The sequence below is a fragment of the Zunongwangia sp. SCSIO 43204 genome, assembly GCF_019904275.1.
In the GTDB taxonomy this organism is placed as follows: domain Bacteria; phylum Bacteroidota; class Bacteroidia; order Flavobacteriales; family Flavobacteriaceae; genus Zunongwangia; species Zunongwangia mangrovi.
This window is the reverse complement of sequence record NZ_CP063204.1, coordinates 2760813-2777773: the sequence shown is the minus strand read 5'-3', so window position 1 is coordinate 2777773 and position 16961 is coordinate 2760813. Positions and strand designations below refer to the sequence as shown.

Annotated in this window: 14 protein-coding genes; 5 read left to right on the top strand and 9 right to left on the bottom strand. The window is 35.8% G+C overall.

Going from position 1 to position 16961, the window contains the following annotated elements:
- The first annotated feature begins 8 nt into the window (after positions 1-8).
- Complete coding sequence (locus tag INR75_RS12325; protein WP_223089053.1) at positions 9-389, top strand: hypothetical protein; 381 nt, start codon at positions 9-11, stop codon at positions 387-389.
- A 126-nt stretch (positions 390-515) separates the two neighbouring features.
- On the opposite strand, the gene bcp is transcribed toward INR75_RS12325, so the two are convergent.
- Positions 516-965 carry a thioredoxin-dependent thiol peroxidase gene (gene bcp, locus INR75_RS12320; RefSeq protein WP_223089052.1) on the bottom strand — a complete coding sequence of 150 codons (450 nt, stop codon included), beginning with the start codon at positions 963-965 and terminating at the stop codon, positions 516-518.
- Positions 966-996: 31 nt separating this feature from the next.
- Between bcp and nth the strand changes: the two genes are divergently transcribed.
- Positions 997-1665 (top strand): endonuclease III, encoded by a 669-nt coding sequence (gene nth / locus INR75_RS12315; protein ID WP_223089051.1) that lies wholly within the window; start codon positions 997-999, stop codon positions 1663-1665.
- A gap of 82 nt (positions 1666-1747) precedes the next feature.
- Here the strand turns inward: nth and wrbA are convergent, their stop codons facing one another.
- Together wrbA and INR75_RS12305 are read right to left on the bottom strand one after the other, a co-directional pair.
- The gene (gene wrbA, locus INR75_RS12310) at positions 1748-2347 is read right to left on the bottom strand and encodes an NAD(P)H:quinone oxidoreductase type IV (protein WP_223089050.1); all 600 of its coding nucleotides are present in this window, start codon (positions 2345-2347) and stop codon (positions 1748-1750) included.
- A 340-nt stretch (positions 2348-2687) separates the two neighbouring features.
- Positions 2688-3272, bottom strand: a complete 585-nt coding sequence (locus INR75_RS12305; RefSeq protein WP_084842743.1) for an RNA polymerase sigma factor — start codon at positions 3270-3272, stop codon at positions 2688-2690.
- A 228-nt stretch (positions 3273-3500) separates the two neighbouring features.
- Here INR75_RS12305 and uvrA point away from each other — a divergent pair, with 228 nt between their 5' ends.
- Positions 3501-6290 (top strand): excinuclease ABC subunit UvrA, encoded by a 2790-nt coding sequence (gene uvrA, locus INR75_RS12300; RefSeq protein WP_223089049.1) that lies wholly within the window; start codon positions 3501-3503, stop codon positions 6288-6290.
- Between the two features lie 171 nt (positions 6291-6461).
- A complete protein-coding gene (locus INR75_RS12295; RefSeq protein WP_223089048.1) occupies positions 6462-7703 on the top strand; it encodes a hypothetical protein in 1242 nt (413 codons plus the stop codon).
- A 108-nt stretch (positions 7704-7811) separates the two neighbouring features.
- Here INR75_RS12295 and INR75_RS12290 read toward each other — a convergent pair whose 3' ends face one another.
- Genes INR75_RS12290 through INR75_RS12275 form a run of 4 tightly spaced genes read right to left on the bottom strand, consistent with a single transcriptional unit; the run spans position 7812 to position 13337 of the window.
- Positions 7812-9272 (bottom strand): polysaccharide biosynthesis C-terminal domain-containing protein, encoded by a 1461-nt coding sequence (locus INR75_RS12290; protein ID WP_223089047.1) that lies wholly within the window; start codon positions 9270-9272, stop codon positions 7812-7814.
- A 3-nt stretch (positions 9273-9275) separates the two neighbouring features.
- Positions 9276-10565 carry a glycosyltransferase family 4 protein gene (locus INR75_RS12285; RefSeq protein ID WP_223089046.1) on the bottom strand — a complete coding sequence of 430 codons (1290 nt, stop codon included), beginning with the start codon at positions 10563-10565 and terminating at the stop codon, positions 9276-9278.
- Positions 10566-10568: 3 nt separating this feature from the next.
- Positions 10569-12983: a YfhO family protein gene (locus INR75_RS12280; RefSeq protein ID WP_223089045.1), complete on the bottom strand. Its 2415-nt coding sequence runs from the start codon at positions 12981-12983 to the stop codon at positions 10569-10571.
- Positions 12984-13040: 57 nt separating this feature from the next.
- Positions 13041-13337 carry a DUF4834 family protein gene (locus INR75_RS12275; RefSeq protein ID WP_223089044.1) on the bottom strand — a complete coding sequence of 99 codons (297 nt, stop codon included), beginning with the start codon at positions 13335-13337 and terminating at the stop codon, positions 13041-13043.
- Between the two features lie 107 nt (positions 13338-13444).
- Between INR75_RS12275 and INR75_RS12270 the strand changes: the two genes are divergently transcribed.
- On the top strand, positions 13445-14386 hold the full coding sequence (locus INR75_RS12270; RefSeq protein ID WP_223089043.1) for a transporter: 942 nt from the start codon (positions 13445-13447) through the stop codon (positions 14384-14386).
- 73 nt (positions 14387-14459) lie between these two features.
- Here the strand turns inward: INR75_RS12270 and INR75_RS12265 are convergent, their stop codons facing one another.
- Together INR75_RS12265 and INR75_RS12260 are read right to left on the bottom strand one after the other, a co-directional pair.
- The gene (locus INR75_RS12265; RefSeq protein WP_223089042.1) at positions 14460-15725 is read right to left on the bottom strand and encodes an aminotransferase class I/II-fold pyridoxal phosphate-dependent enzyme; all 1266 of its coding nucleotides are present in this window, start codon (positions 15723-15725) and stop codon (positions 14460-14462) included.
- 140 nt (positions 15726-15865) lie between these two features.
- A complete protein-coding gene (locus tag INR75_RS12260; RefSeq protein ID WP_223089041.1) occupies positions 15866-16906 on the bottom strand; it encodes a PLP-dependent cysteine synthase family protein in 1041 nt (346 codons plus the stop codon).
- Positions 16907-16961: the final 55 nt, after the last annotated feature.

The following is a 16961-nucleotide window of genomic DNA, read 5'->3' as shown; positions in this document are numbered from 1 at the left end:
TATTTTCTATGAACATTTTTCAGCGTCTTGGATATTTTTCAGTGGGACTTTTTATGGGAATTATTATTCTCATTTTCTTTTTAAGTGGTAAAAAAACAAGTTGTTCGTATTTTCCAAACGCCCGAACTTTAAAAAGTATTCGAGTTAAAGAGCGTCATTTTGATGCTAACGCGATGAAATTCTTTACTGAAAATAAGATCGATACCAGCAATATCTCTTCAATTTTAGAAAATGGTGAAGTTCATTTTGGTGAAAGTATTACCGATAGGGATTCTTGTAATGTTTACCTGATTTCAGGAGAAACTGCAACAAAACCAATTCAATTTAAAGTTGAAAATTGCGACAGTATCGCTACGATCCAGGAAGTTGATTTTTATTCGGAAAAATAAAAAACCTCGAGGTATTATCCCCTTTGGTGATGCCAAAAAAAAGCCTGCCAAAATTATACAAATTCAGCAGGCATTATTTGAAAGTTCTTCAGAATTAATTCCGAAGCGAAAAAACTTATTCAGAAATTATAGAATCTGGGCAGCGTGATCTTTGGTTTTTACTTTGCCGATCACCTCCTCTATTTTACCTTCTTCATCGATTACAAAAGTTGTACGGTGAATACCTTCGTATTCCTTACCCATAAACTTTTTAGGTCCCCAAACGCCATAAGCATTTATCACTTCTTTTTCTTCATCTGCTAAAAGCGGAAAAGGAAGTTCGTTCTTCGTTTTAAAATTGGTTTGTCTACGCTTAGAATCTGCGCTTACTCCCAAAATTGCGTAACCTTTTTCCTTAAAAACTTCCCAGTTATCTCTAAGATTACAAGCTTCTGCCGTGCATCCAGGTGTGCTTGCTTTTGGATAGAAAAATAAAACCAGTTTCTTTCCTTTAAAATCTGAAAGTTTTACTTGGTTGCCATCTTGATCTTCTACCGCAAAATCTGGTGCTTTATCTCCTGCTTTTAATGTCGTCATAATTCTTATTTTTGCCTAAAATTAAAGCTTTATGAACAAACAGCAAAAAGTGCAATTTGTAATTGATACTTTACAAAATATTTATCCTGAAATTCCTATTCCGTTAGATCATAAAGATCCTTACACATTATTAATTGCTGTTTTACTTTCTGCCCAAAGTACCGATGTTAAGGTGAATCAAATTACTCCGCTTTTATTTGAAGTGGCCGATACGCCTCAAAAAATGGTGAAACTAAGTGTTGAGGAAATTAGAGAAATCATAAAACCTTGCGGATTATCACCAATGAAATCTAAAGGAATACACGGACTTTCTGAAATCCTCCTCGAAAAATATAATGGGCAAGTCCCTGCAGATTTTGAAGCCCTGGAAAGTCTTCCAGCTGTTGGCCATAAAACGGCAAGTGTAGTGATGGCGCAGGCTTTTAATGTTCCTGCATTCCCGGTTGATACACATATTCACCGCCTTATGTATCGTTGGAATCTCTCGAACGGAAAAAACGTTGACCAAACTGAAAAAGATGCTAAAAGATTATTCCCGAAGGATCTTTGGAATGATCTTCATCTACAAATCATTTGGTACGGCAGGCAATATTCACCAGCCAGAGGATGGAATCTTGAAAAGGATATTATTACCAAAACAATTGGCCGAAAATCGGTTATCAAAGAATACGAGGCAAAATTGGCTAAAAAGAAAAAGTAATTTTTTCGACTATGTTTCAATTTCTAAAAAACTAAAAAGCTCCGAATTATCGGAGCTTTTTAGTTTATCAATATTGGTGATTTTAAGCCTTTATTTTTTCAGCAACACTTAATGTTCGCTTTACCTGTGCTTTAATGGCTTTTTTGTCTTTTTCGTCTAATTCTTTTCCTGCCACAACACTAAAGCCGTATGGATTTCCTCCTGTTTCAAAAATAATAGGATCTGTAAATGCTGGATTTGCAACAATTGCTCCCCAGTGCATCATCGCTTTATAGATTGATTGTAATGTTCCTTCTTGTCCTGCATGCGGATTCGCTGCGCTGGTCATTGCACTTACCACCTTGTCTACTAATTTACCTTCTTGCCAAAGTGGCCCGGTGGTATCCATTAAACTATTAAATTGTGATGGTAAATTACCATAACGTGTTGGTGCAGAAAAGATAATGGCATCTGCCCAATCTAAATCATCGGCTGAAGCCACGGGAATTTCTTTCGTAGCATTATAATGCTTTAGCCAATCTTCATTGGTTTTAATAATATCTTCTGGAACGGTCTCTTCTACCCTTAAAAACTTGATCTCTTTCACCCCGAGATCTTTCGCTGCTTCTTCAGCTGCTTTAGATAATTGATAATTGGTTCCGGTTGAGCTATAATAAATAATAGCAAGTTTTACATTTTCCATAATTCATTTTTTTCTAATTTAAACTTATTAGAAGAGAGCTACAGAAAAACAAATTTTAAAATTTTTATAATTCTGTCTAAAATGAATGATGGCAATAAAAAAGCCTGCTTTTCAGCAGGCTTAAGTTTTTAATTTAGAAGCATCTCAAAGTCTTCCTTTTCGCCAGGTAAGACCTTTAAGGCTTTTGAATAATCTAATAGAAACTTTATTGTTTCTTCTTTAGGATTCAAGTTTTTAAGTTTTTCTTCTTTCGAAGTTTTTTCAAAGTAAAGGTTCCCCATTAATTCCGCTATTATGATTTATATCTTAATAACGTAGGATTATAGGGAATAGTATAAACTTAATTTGTTAAAACTAAATTATGCTTTTCGATGATCTTTCTTAAATTGATAAGTGCATATCTCATGCGGCCTAGTGCCGTATTTATACTAACTCCTGTTCTATCTGAAATTTCTTTAAAGCTCATCTCTTTATAGATACGCATTGTTAAAACTTCTAATTGATCTTCAGGAAGTTCTCTAATTACTTCACGCAAATCACTCTCGATCTGGTCTTTTATGATTTGCTTTTCAGCATTTAAACCAGAATCACTTAAGACTGAAAAAATATTAAAATCCCCACTATTATCGAATTTGGGCATTCTTTTATTTTTTCTGAAATGATCGATCACAAGATTATGGGCTATTCGCATTACCCACGGTAAAAATTTACCTTCTTCGTTATACTTTCCTCGTTTTAATGTATTGATGACTTTGATGAATGTGTCCTGAAAGATGTCTTCAGCAATATCTTTGTCAAATACCTTGGAATAAATGAAACTGTAAATTCTGTGTTGATGACGACGAATAAGTTCTGAGAGAGCCAGCTCGTTTCCGTTAATGTAATCTTTAACCAAAACGGCATCTGTTACCTTAGTTTTTTCCATACAGTTACTTTTAAAGGGCAAGGCCCTGTCTTAGATTAGGTTATTTAGATATAAAAGTAACAGTATACTATAGGCAATTCTATTTTTGAGTTCGGTTCCAAATATAGTAAACTAAATTTGAGAAATACAAATAAAAGCTTAAAATTTTAACAATACTATAGGATTTTAATGGCTTTTCGCACTGCTTTAGATTGAGTACCTTTGCATACTTATTGCTAGAAAGTGAACATGAATACTGACTTAGAAAAGATAAACCCCAAAGAAAACATTATCATTAAAGGTGCAAAATTGCACAATCTTAAAGATATAAATGTTGTAATACCTCGTAACAAACTGGTAGTGATCACCGGGCTTTCGGGCTCTGGTAAATCCAGTTTAGCTTTTGATACTTTATATGCTGAAGGGCAAAGACGATATGTAGAAAGTTTATCTTCTTATGCTCGCCAGTTTTTGGGCAGATTAAATAAACCCAAAGTAGATTATATTAAAGGAATTGCCCCGGCTATTGCCATAGAACAAAAGGTGAACTCTACAAATCCACGATCTACGGTAGGGACTTCTACCGAAATTTACGATTACCTGAAATTACTATATGCCAGAATTGGTAAAACCTATTCTCCTGTTTCGGGTAGAGAAGTAAAAAAAGATTCGGTTACCGATGTTGTTAATTTTGTAAAGGAATTTCCAGAACGCACCAAATTGCTTCTCCTCGCTCCTATTTATGTTGAAGAAGGTCGAGATCTCGATGAAAAAATTAAGATTCTTGCTCAGCAGGGATATAGCCGAATAAAAGTTGACGATGAAGTTTTACGTATCGATGAAGCAGATCTTAGCAAAGCGAAGCCAGAAAATACATCTTTGGTTGTAGACCGTGTGATCAAAAAAGATGATGAAGATTTCTTTAATCGCTTAGCAGATGCTATTGAAGCTGCTTTTTTTGAAGGAAAAGGAGAACTTTACATAGAAACACTTTCAGACAACAAGTTACATCACTTCAGCAATAAATTTGAATTGGATGGAATGAGTTTCTTGGAACCTAATGTGCATTTATTCAGTTTCAATAATCCTTATGGTGCTTGCCCAAAATGTGAAGGGTACGGTGATGTTATTGGTATAGATGAAGATTTGGTGATCCCCAATACCGGACTTTCAATTTACGACAACGCAATTTATCCATGGCGTGGCGAGAGTATGAGTTGGTATCGTGATCAACTGGTAAATAATTCGCATAAATTCGATTTTCCTATTCATAAACCCTATTTCGAATTAACTCAGGATCAAAAAGATTTAGTTTGGAACGGTAATAAATATTTCGAAGGGCTAAATCAATTCTTCGAATTCCTGGAAAGTAAAGCTTATAAAATTCAGAATCGAGTAATGTTATCTCGTTATCGTGGTAAAACAAAATGTTCGACCTGCCAGGGAAAAAGACTTCGTAAAGAAGCGGAATATGTAAAGATTAACGGCACAAGTATTACCGAGCTTGTTGTTAAACCTTTAGATAAAGTAAGAGCTTTCTTTGCAGATCTTGAGTTAAACGAACACGATGCGCAGATCGCTAAACGATTACTTACTGAAATTAATAACCGACTTAAATTTTTATCTGAAGTTGGTTTAGATTATCTAACGCTGAATAGAAAATCGAATACGCTTTCTGGTGGGGAATCGCAGCGTATAAACCTTGCGACATCTTTGGGAAGTAGTCTTGTGGGATCGATGTATATTTTAGATGAACCTTCTATTGGTTTGCATCCAAGAGATGGAGAACGCTTAATTGGCGTGCTTAAAAATCTTCGTGATCTAGGCAATACGGTTATCGTGGTAGAACATGATGAGGAGATCATGAAAGAGGCAGATGAAATAATAGATATTGGTCCAGAAGCCGGTACTAACGGCGGCCATGTGGTAGCGACAGGAACTTTAAAAGAGATTTTAAAATCAGATTCGCTTACCTCGCAATATCTAAACGATAGAAAACGTATTGAAGTTCCTAGTAAACGTCGAAAATGGACAAAAGAAATAAACATTCTTGGTGCCAGAGAAAATAACTTAAAAAATATCGATGTCATGTTTCCACTGGGCATATTTACAGCGATAACAGGAGTTTCTGGTAGTGGTAAAAGTACGTTGGTTAAAAAATTACTTTATCCAGCTGTACAAAAACAACTGGGTGGTTATGGCGAAAAAGTTGGCCAGTTTAGCGATATAAAAGGAGACTTTAAAAATCTAGGTTCGGTTGAATTTGTGGATCAAAACCCTATTGGTCGTTCTTCCAGATCTAATCCCGTAACCTACATCAAAGCTTACGACGATATAAGAAATCTATTTTCTTCTCAGAAATTATCCAAAATTAGAGGATATAAGCCAAAACATTTTTCTTTTAATGTAGATGGTGGGCGATGTGAAGTTTGTAAAGGTGAAGGCGAAGTAACCATCGAAATGCAGTTTATGGCAGATGTTCATTTGCAATGTGAAGCTTGTGATGGTAAACGATTCAAGAAAGAGATTCTGGAAGTTAAGTTCAAAGAAAAGAACATCGATGACATCCTAAATATGACGATTGACGATGCGATCGACTTTTTCGACGAGCATAATGAGACTAAAATTGCAAATAAGCTGCAACCTTTACAGGATGTTGGTTTAGGCTATGTGCAGTTAGGACAAAGCTCTTCAACGCTCTCTGGTGGTGAGGCGCAACGTATTAAATTAGCTTCATTTTTAGTAAAAGGAAATACTAAAGATAAGGCCTTATTCATTTTTGATGAACCTACAACCGGACTTCATTTTCATGATATTCAGAAATTATTAAAATCATTTAATGCCTTGATCGATAAAGGGCATAGCGTGATCGTGATCGAGCATAATATGGATCTGGTAAAGTGTGCAGACTATGTGATCGACTTGGGTGCAGAAGGTGGTGAAAACGGTGGATACCTGGTTACTCAGGGAACGCCAGAGCAGATTGTAAAGAGCAAAGATTCGTATACGGCGACCTATCTAAAGCCTAAACTAAAATAATTTCCTTTAATTTTTAAATTACTAGAGTTCAAAACATTAACTCGTTTTAGCAAATCTTATAAATTTACTTACAGGAGCCTCTAAAAGGCTCCTTTTTCTTTTTTGGCATGCGCTTTGTTTCTATTAAGATGTAGATAGCTACTACTTCAATATTAATTTAAAAGTAAAGCCATGAAAAAATTTTCCTTAATATTTTCGATTTTGTTTCTAGGACTGGTAAGTATTGCCAAAGCCGATGAAACTGCGAGCAGATATGGCTATAATGAATCCTTCATTTTTACCGAAGGTGGTGTTGAATTTTCAGTTTATCCAAATGGAGAATTTGACTTCTATTATAACCCCGCATTTAGAAGATCTAGTGTTGTAAATATATCTGTACCTCACGTAAACATAAGTTTTAACTCAGGTTATAATTACGACCCATATATCCAGTACGATGATTACGGTGCTGTTATCCAGATTGAAGAAGTTCCGATATATTACGATTATTACGGTAGAATCACACAGGCTGGTAATATCATCATCGATTACGATAGATATGGATATGTAGTAAGTGTAGGAAACCTATTTGTTCGATACGATCCTTATCATAGAATCGCAGGATATAGAGGTTATATTAATTCATACAATCGTAACTACGTTTATCGCCCTTGGCACAGATATTATAGAAGACCACGAGCTAGATTTAGTATTGTTTTTAATAGACCTTATAGAGCCTATTATCAACCAAACCGAATCACTTACGTAAACCACGTAAATTATTATAACACACACCATCACCAAAAAGCCTACAAGAATTTTTACAGACCTGGGCAAAAAGTGAGAAGTTATAACCGCGGAAGAAGAGTTGCACAAAAACGAGAAATACGATCTAATCACACTAGTGCCAGACGTAGCAATGTTGCGGCAAGAACCAGAAATGCTAATAGATCGAATAGCAGAAGAGAAGTAAATAGAGCAACCAGTTCTCGTAAAAGAAATAAGGTAGTGATTGGTGCAAGAAAAGAAAGAGACTCTAATAACAGAAGTAAAAGAATAAATAATAGAAGTAGTAGATCTTCAAATAATGCCGTAATTTCTAATAGAAAGGCGGTAGAAAGAAAAAACAATACAAGAGCTGCCAGTAGCAGATCGACCAGAACAAATACTAATAGAATGACTACTGGAAATCGAAATACTGCCGCTACAAACCAGAGAAAAGCTGCAGTAGCTAAAAGGGAAAGAACTTCAAGAAGTTCTAGCAGAACGCAGAGAACGGTGAATACTCAGCGTCCTACTCAGAAAAAGCAAGTAAAAAGAGTAACACAAAGCAGAAGCCGAAACACCTCTGCAAGAAGCTCTAGATCAAATAATAACATAAAAAAATCTGCACTCTCACAAAGTTCGGCACGAAATGTGAGAAGTAGAGATTAGAGTTCATAATTTAATTTTTTGGTTGGTTAGTTGGAAAACCCCCAGCGGCGAAAGCCCGGGGGTTTTCTTTTTTTTAGAACTCTTGCATTTATACTGAAAAAAAAAACCTTACCTGAATTTTGCTAAAATCGACTTTAGCATTGCATTTATTTCTTCGGAAAACTTGAAAAAATAAATAGCAGAAATATATAAGACTGAAGTAATGCTGCCCTTTAAAGCTATATTTAAAATTGGATGAAACGGGAACTCCCAAAAATAAAATGCAATCGCAAATAAAATAATTAAAGCAAATAACAAAAAGCTTTGCTTCGTAAAAGGATTCATTTTAAATTTCTTCTGAACCAGGATAATCTTTGAAGTATTGTAAATAAAAAAAGCGATAAAAGTAGCCATTGCAGCACCTTCTATTCCAAATCTTGGAATAAAAAATAAGTTCAGTAAAAAGGCCAATATCACCAGTAAAACTCCGATTGCCAACACTAACCTATAATAATCTGAATTAAAAAGTATACTATTATTTATCGCTAAAATATTGTCGTAAAGTTTTACCAGAGAAATTAAAAGCACAATCAAAATACTTAGCGAATATTCTTCAGGAATTAGTTCGTAAAGTGTATGCACGTTGGTAATAATCAGTATAAAAATAAGGGCACTAACAATCGATAAATTGATCGAGCTTTTTTTATACAAATCTTCAAGTTTTTCGAAATTCCGGGTATTTAAATATTCGGCAGTAATTGGATTGGTGATTTGGTGCATCGCTTTTTGCGGCACCGAAATTACGGTAGCAATATAAATTCCTATTCCGTAGATCGCCACATTTTCAATAGGCAAATAAGATTCGATCATTACTTTATCCAAATCCAGCAAAGCGGTAGCAACAGATGCCGCGATTAAAATTAAAGCGGTATACTTTAAAACTCTGCTTAAATTAGAAGGAAAGCTAAATTTTAGCGATGGCCGGTGTAATTTAAACGCATAAGCTCCCATCACCACCAATCTAAAAAGGAACACTACTCCTACCCCGTACATAAAATTATCGGCTTCCAGCACTTCAAAATAAACTAGAAATAGTAAAATCGTAGTACCCAATCGATGTACTACTTCTTTCATAAAATTCCCAAAAACACTTTTATAGTAGATCTTTGCCCAGGCAAAAAAGATCTCGAAATACGCCGTTGCAATCGCCAACAGATAGATTAACCACACATAAGGTTTTACCAATTCATTTCCGTCAGAAAAATAATCCAGTAAAAATTCATAGGTAAAATGACCAATTAAACCTAGAATAAGTGAAATCGCCAAAGGCAAAATCAACGCCAGATTCAGTAATTTATCCTTTTCTTCTTTTGTTTTATAACTGGAAAAAAACTTTACGATGGTGCTATGAACGCCAAATGCCATAAATGGCCACATTAAATTTGCGGCCGAAAGTAGAAAGCTTACCAGACCATAATACTGCTGATCCAAAAAATAGGTATACAAAAAAAGCGTATTCAAAGCACCAAGCCCAAACCCCGCATAGGTGGTCGCCATATTTTTGACCGACTGGTTAATAATCACGCCCATACACTAATTTTTGATCAATTCCGCTAGCTTTTTTGTGAGGTTTTTGCGGTGATAATCCTCGATATTTTTGCTATCCGAAAGTAGTTTGTTTTCCCGATATTTTTGATAAGAACTTAAGATATATTCTTTTAGGGCCGATTCTTCCTGATACTGAAAGCTTTCACCTGAACTTGTTTCTTCTATGATCTTTGCTACATCCCACTCTGATGGGCCAATAGCCAATATTGGACGTTTTGCGGCTAAATATTCGAATAGTTTCCCGGCGATTATGCCTTTGGTTTCTTCGGAATTTATTTCAATTATCAATAATAGTTGAGATGCTTTTTGAAGCATTAAGGCTTCAGAATGACTAATATAACCACCTAAAAGTAGGTTTTTTTCCAAACCGGCTTCAGTAATACTTTGCACCACTTCATCACTAACCGCTCCGTATAATTTCAATTTAAGATCATTTCTGAAATCTTTATTTTCTGCGGAAATTTCAGCTAAAACCTTCCAAAGTGAGCTAGGATTTCTTCCTGAAAGCAATGAGCCAATATGAGAAATACTGAAGTTTTCATCTAATTTCGATAATGCGGTAGATTCATTCAAATCCGAATCAAAACCATTAGTGATAACTTCAATAGGTTTCGATGTTTTTGAAGCAAATTCTTTTTTCGTGGTAAAACTTGTGGTAATGATCTTATCGGCCGAGTTCAAAACTTCCTTTTCTAATCTTTGATGTTTTTCAGCTGATTTTTTAGAGAGTTTCAACTCTTTTTGATAACCAATCTGAGTCCACGGATCCCTAAAATCGGCAATCCACTGTAATTGAAGTTGCCTTTTCAATCCTAAACCAATAAGATGCAAACTATGCGGTGGCCCTGTTGTGATCACAGTATCAATATTGGCTGACTTAAGATATGATTTTAGAAATTTGACCGATGGTTTTATCCAAAACTTTCTGGCATCTGGAATAAAAAAATTCCCTCGAATGTAAAGCATAAGTTTCTGCATAAAACTCTGCTTTTCCTTCTGCTTAATAATTCCAGAACTTATGGTTTTTGTATCCTTTTTGGATAAAAGAGAAGCGAATTTATAAGGTTCAAAAATTGGTCGCTTAATGATCTCGATATCCACTGGAACTTCATTTAAAAAAGATTCATCTACCAAAGGATAATTAGGATTATCAGGAATATAAACCACAGGCTCTATTCCAAAATCCCTAAGATATTTAACGAATTTCAACCAGCGCTGAACACCGGGACCACCAGCCGGCGGCCAGTAATAGGTAATAATCAGCACTTTTTTCATAAACTAGGCTTTTTTACGATAGGTAAAAACAAATCCGCCCACGATAAGAATCACCAAAACAAGCGTACTTGCTAAAGCAATAGTTCCGCCAGTTTGAATTACTTCTGGCTCAAACTTAAAAGTTACCGTATGCTCTCCCTGCGGAATATTCATCGCTCTAAGTACATAATCTGCCCGAACGTGATCTACTTTTTCACCGTCGATATAAGCCTGCCATCCTGGTTGATAGTACATTTCAGAAAAAACAGCTAATTGCCTAATGGAAGCTTTTGTTTTATAAACCAATTCGTTTGGTTGTTCACTAACTAGTTCGATCGTTCCAACTTCATCGTAAACAAAGTCCATTTTTATATCGCCCTTAAAACGTTTATCGATAATGGCAGCATCTTTTAAATCTGTTTCTTTAATGGCTAATATTTCAGCATTTGCATCGTCTACCCATTCCACATCTCTTACAAACCACGCATTGCCGTAAACTCCCGGGTTTTGCTGTGCCTGCACACCATTTTCAGTAGGGATAATAAAGTACTTCACGTTTAACATGTTTAAAACCTTCATGTTATTTTGTGAAATATAGAAATCGTATAAGTCCTGTAATCTACCTGGCTTAGCACCGTGATAACCACCAATACTATTGTGAAAGTAAGAAGCTCGAGAACTTGTTAAAGGATCACCACTAAGATCGAAAACGCGATATCTTGAAGTGTCCTGCATAATTTGCTGGTCGGCCGAATTTGGTTGATAAGGCTGCTCCATTTTGCGAGCATTCACAAAATCGTCTCCGTTTACATAACGCCTTGCCACCGGAACTAGATCGGCTAAAAACAGGAGCGCAAAACCTCCAATAATAAGTTTTTTAGATATTTTTTCCTGAAGATAAAACCAGATAAGAAAAACACTTAGCGCTACAAAAATAAAACTACGAATAGCGTCACCAACAAGCATCGACTGGCGATCTTCTTTTAGCGCATTCATAAGATCCATCCCTAATTGCTGACGTAATTGTGCATCTCGAAGACCACTAAAATCAAATAGCACCGAATTGAAGAGGATTAAAATCAAAGCCAATCCTGCAGTTACGATCGAACTCCATTTAAGCGCTTCAATCTTCTCATCTTTTGCATGCTTATTAGCAAACAAGCAGGACAATCCTGCAATCGCTAATAACGGAACACAAAGTTCTACGATCACCTGAATCGAAGAAACTGCTCTAAACTTGTTGTAAAGTGGCACATAATCGATAAAGAATTCAGTAAAAAACCCAAAGTTTTTACCCCAGGAAAGTAAAAGTGTAAGTACAGTTCCGCCAACAACCCACCATTTTAATCGCCCTCTAATTAAGAATAGCGCAAAAACGAATAGAAATATAATAGTAGCGCCAATATATGCCGGGCCAGCGACAATAGGCTGTTGTCCCCAATAAGTTGGTGCATTTTGAGTAAAGTTCTTTGCCTGAACAGGTGATGCTCCCATTTTTTGCAATTCAGAATATAATTCAGAATCCTCGCCTACATCTTCAGCGCCGCTTCCTCCCATAAAACCGGGAATAAAAAGATCTAAAGTCTCTGCGATTCCGTAGCTATACTCGGTAATATAATCATAGGTCAAACCAACTTCAGGTTTATCATTACCGTCTGGTTTAATGGTTAAACCAGTATCACCACGGGTACTATGGCTGGTATATTCCTGTGTCGCAATAAGATTAGTTGCATTTGTTCCTATCGCCAGTATAACTGCAACAACCATCACGCCTAAAGCTTTAAAATACTGCGGAAGTTTTTTCTTTTTAAAAGCATCAATTAGATAAACAATTCCAAGAACGATAACCAGCAATAACAAATAATAAGTCATCTGGAAGTGGTTCGCCTGAATTTCTAAAGCCATCGCAATAGCAAGCAAACTAAAACCACCTATTAGTTTTTGTCTAAAGGTGAGGATAATTCCGCCTAAAACCATTGGCATATAAGCAATAGCATGTGCTTTTGCATTATGGCCTACACCAAGAATAATGATAAAATAAGTCGAAAACCCAAAAGCTATAGCACCAAGAAAGGCTAATTTATAATCGATTTTTAGACATAACAGCAGGATATAAAATCCTATAAAATAAAGAAACAGATAATCTGCGGGTCTTGGTAAAAATCGTAAAACCGAATCTAATTTTTTAATATAATTGTGTGGGTAATAAGCTCCTAATTGATAGGTTGGCATCCCACCAAAAGCAGCATCTGTCCAATATGGTTCTTCGCCAGTTTCTGCTCTAAAATCAGATTGTTCTTTAGCCATCCCTATGTACTGAACAATATCACTTTGAAAGATTTCTTTTCCCTTTAAAACCGGATTAAAATAAAAAAGAGCGATAACCACAAATCCCAGTAAAACCAGAAGATGAGGAAAAAACTGTTTTAACTTAGCCATTTACAGATTATTTTTTGTCTCTGGAAAAAGAGACGCACATATTTAAGAATCCCGAAATTAATCAATTTCTTCGTAATCGATATACTCACCAACCTCTTTGTTTGATTTTCTATGATTTCGTGGCTTCTTTTTTATACTAACATTCCCCTCCTGGCTGGTATTTTTATTTTGAGCTTTTTGCTGAGCTCCATTGAATTGCTGACTAAACTGCTGCTCAAACTTTCTCCCCATCTTCTTCATCGCATACTTAAGCAAGATTGGCCCAAAGTACTTAAGCAATATTTTAAAACCGAAGTATACTAACAAAACAATAAGTATCGTTTTTATTACTCCGCTAAAATCTGCATGAAACATAAAATTCTAATTTTAGCAAAAATAGAAATTAAGCTTTAGAATTGGAATCTAAGGTTCTTAAATAAACAATAAATTCGATTATATTTGAGTAGAAAAACCCAATATCTATGCATAAATTAAAGGCACTGGCACTTACTTTTTTTGCTGGTACAGCGATTACAAATGCGCAATTCACCGAAACTATTAACTCTAATAGACCAGGACAATCGCAAGGAGCTTTTGCCGTAGGAACGGGAGTTTACCAATTAGAAGCAGGTGGATTTTATGGTAACGACACGCACGAGCTTAGACAGACAGATACCGATCTTTATGGTGCAAATTACATGATTAGAGCCGGACTTCTAACCGATATTTTAGAATTAAGCATACAGGGTAGATATCAATCTGAAGAAACAACAATTTTTCAGGGAGGCCAAAATCGTATTTACGAAAGAAATAATTTTCCTTTCAACACCTTTGGTGCAAAACTATTATTATACGATCCCAACAAAAATGGAGATAACCGCAGAGAAGTTAATCTAAAAAGTTGGGATGCTAACCAAAGATTTGATTGGCGTAGATTAATTCCGGCGATCTCTCTTTATGGAGGAGCCAACATTACTATACAGGATGACAATCCTTATCGTTTTGAAGGAGAAAATAAATATACTCCGCAAGTAACACTTATTACTCAGCATAACTGGGGAAGATGGGTTTGGGTAATGAATTTCACGGCAGAAAAGTTTACTGAAACTTATTCTAATTACGAGTTCATAGGTACACTAACCCATGCCTTTAACCCTAAATTTGCCGTTTTTGGGGAATACCAAGCGATTATTGGTGATCTTTATGCTGATGATATTTTTAGAGCGGGCGGCGCATATCTTCTTACTGATTATTTACAGATAGATGTTGCAGGATTAACCAATATAAAAGATACACCATCCAGATGGCAGGTACAGGCAGGGTTATCTGTACGATTAAATTTTCACAAGGATACCGAGTTTAAAAATCTTTCTAAAGACGGAGACCAAAGAAAAGCCAGAACACAGCAACAGTATGATTTTTAAAATTTGATAAAATGAAAGCATAAAAAAACCACTATTAAATAGCGGTTTTTTTATGTAATATTGAGATTTCTGTTTAAGCTTTATTTGCCATTGCGGCAGCTACAGAAGCTGATAATCTTTTATACGTACCATTCTCTAAACGTTCTCTAATTGAAGAGAAAGCTTCTAAGGTTTCTTCAACATCCTGTAAAGTGTGAGTTGCTGTTGGGATCATTCTTAACAAGATCAATCCTTTTGGGATTACCGGATATACAACTATAGAACAGAATACTCCGTAATTTTCACGAAGATCTTTTACTAGCGCCATTGCTTCAGGAATACTTCCCTTAAGGTAAACCGGAGTTACACAACTTTGTGTTGTTCCAATATCAAAACCACGATCTTTTAATCCGTTTTGAAGCGCGTTCACATTTTCCCATAACTTATTTTTAAGCTCTGGTCTTGTTCTAAGCATTTCAAGACGTTTAAGTGCGCCAATTACTAACTGCATTTGCAGTGATTTGGCGAACATCTGTGATCTTAGGTTATATTTTAAATAGTCGATAATTTCTTTATCTCCAGCAATAAATGCACCGGTACTTGCCATAGATTTAGCAAAAGTAGCAAAGTACACATCGATATCATCCTGCACTCCCTGCTCTTCTCCTGCTCCTGCTCCTGTTTTTCCTAAAGTTCCAAAACCATGAGCATCATCTACGAACAAACGGAATTTATATTTCTTCTTAAGCTCTACAATTTCCTTAAGTTTTCCCTGCTCACCACGCATTCCAAAAACACCTTCAGAAATCAAAAGAATTCCTCCACCGGTTTGTTCTGCAATTTTTGTAGCTCTTTGCAAGTTCTTTTCGATACTTTCCATATCGTTATGCTTGTAGGTAAAGCGTTGTCCTAAATGAAGACGAACACCATCGATAATACAAGCATGAGCATCTACATCATATACTATAACATCTTGCTTAGATACTAGTGCATCGATCGTAGATACCATTCCCTGATATCCAAAGTTTAAAAGATAAGCAGCCTGCTTGTGTACAAAAGAAGCCAGCTCATCCTGAAGTTTTTCGTGCAAACTAGTATGACCACTCATCATTCTTGCCCCCATTGGATAAGCAGAACCCCACTCGGCTGCAGCCTCGGCATCTACCTTTCTTACCTCTGGGTGATTTGCAAGACCTAAATAGTCGTTCACACTCCACGTGATCACATCTCTCCCTCTAAACTTCATTCTATTAGAAATAGGTCCTTCCAGCTTTGGGAATACAAAGTATCCTTCTGCCTGCTCTGCCCATTTTCCTAATGGCCCTTTATCTTTGTATATTTTATCAAACAGATCTCTCATTGAAATTTTTTTATACGAACCGCAAAAATACTGAAATTCGGTTCAATTCTACAAAGTATTTTGTATAGCTTTTAAAAAACAAAGCATCCTTAGCTAAGGATGCTTTAAATTATTATTTATTTAAAAAATAATGCAAAATATTATTTTATAAATTCTATTGCTTTAACCTCAGCTTCATTTTTGGTATCAAAAAAGCCTTGCTCTTCCATCCAATCATCGCTATAGATCTTACTCATATAACGACTTCCGTGATCTGGGAACATAATAACTACTCTCGAGTTTTCATCAAATTCGCCTTCATCAGCCAATTGTTTTACTCCCTGTGTTGCAGCTCCACTCGTATAACCTACAAACATTCCTTCAGTTTTTGCAAGTTCTCTAGCGGTATGCGCGCTTTCTTCATCAGTAACTTTAACAAAACGATCTATTGCATCAAAATCTGTAGCTGTTGGAATTAAATTCTTCCCTAAACCTTCGATTCTGTATGGATAGATTTCTTCAGAATCAAACTCTCTGGTTTCGTGGTATTTTTTTAATACTGAACCATAAGCATCGATCCCAATAATATTTACATTTGGATTTTGCTCCTTTAAATATCTTGCAGTTCCAGAAATTGTACCTCCCGTACCACTACAAGCAATAAGGTGAGTGATCTTTCCTTCTGTCTGGTTCCAGATCTCTGGACCGGTTGATCTATAATGCGCTTCTGTATTTAGATCGTTGAAGTATTGATTGATATAAACAGAACCTTTTATTTCTCTATGAAGTCTTTTAGCAACTTCGTAATAAGATCTTGGATCGTCTGCTGCTACGTGGGCTGGGCATACATAAACCTTTGCTCCCATCGTTCTAAGCATGTCGATCTTGTCTTTCGACGCCTTCGAACTTACGGCAAGAATACAATCGTAACCTTTAACCTGGCTAACCATTGCGATACTAAATCCTGTGTTTCCAGAAGTTGTTTCGATAATGGTATCTCCGGGTTTTAATATTCCTTTTCTTTCTGCTTCTTCAATAATATATAAAGCAATTCGATCTTTAGAAGAGTGCCCCGGATTAAAAGCTTCTACTTTAGCGTAGAAATCTCCTTTGAAACCTTCAGTGATCTTATTAAGCTGTACTAGCGGTGTCTTTCCTATAAGTTGTAGAACATTATCGTACACATGCAAATCTTCTTTCATAAATGAAGTTCTTTACGTTTTAAGGTTGGCCTTTTGAAAGCCGGGAAAAATGTTT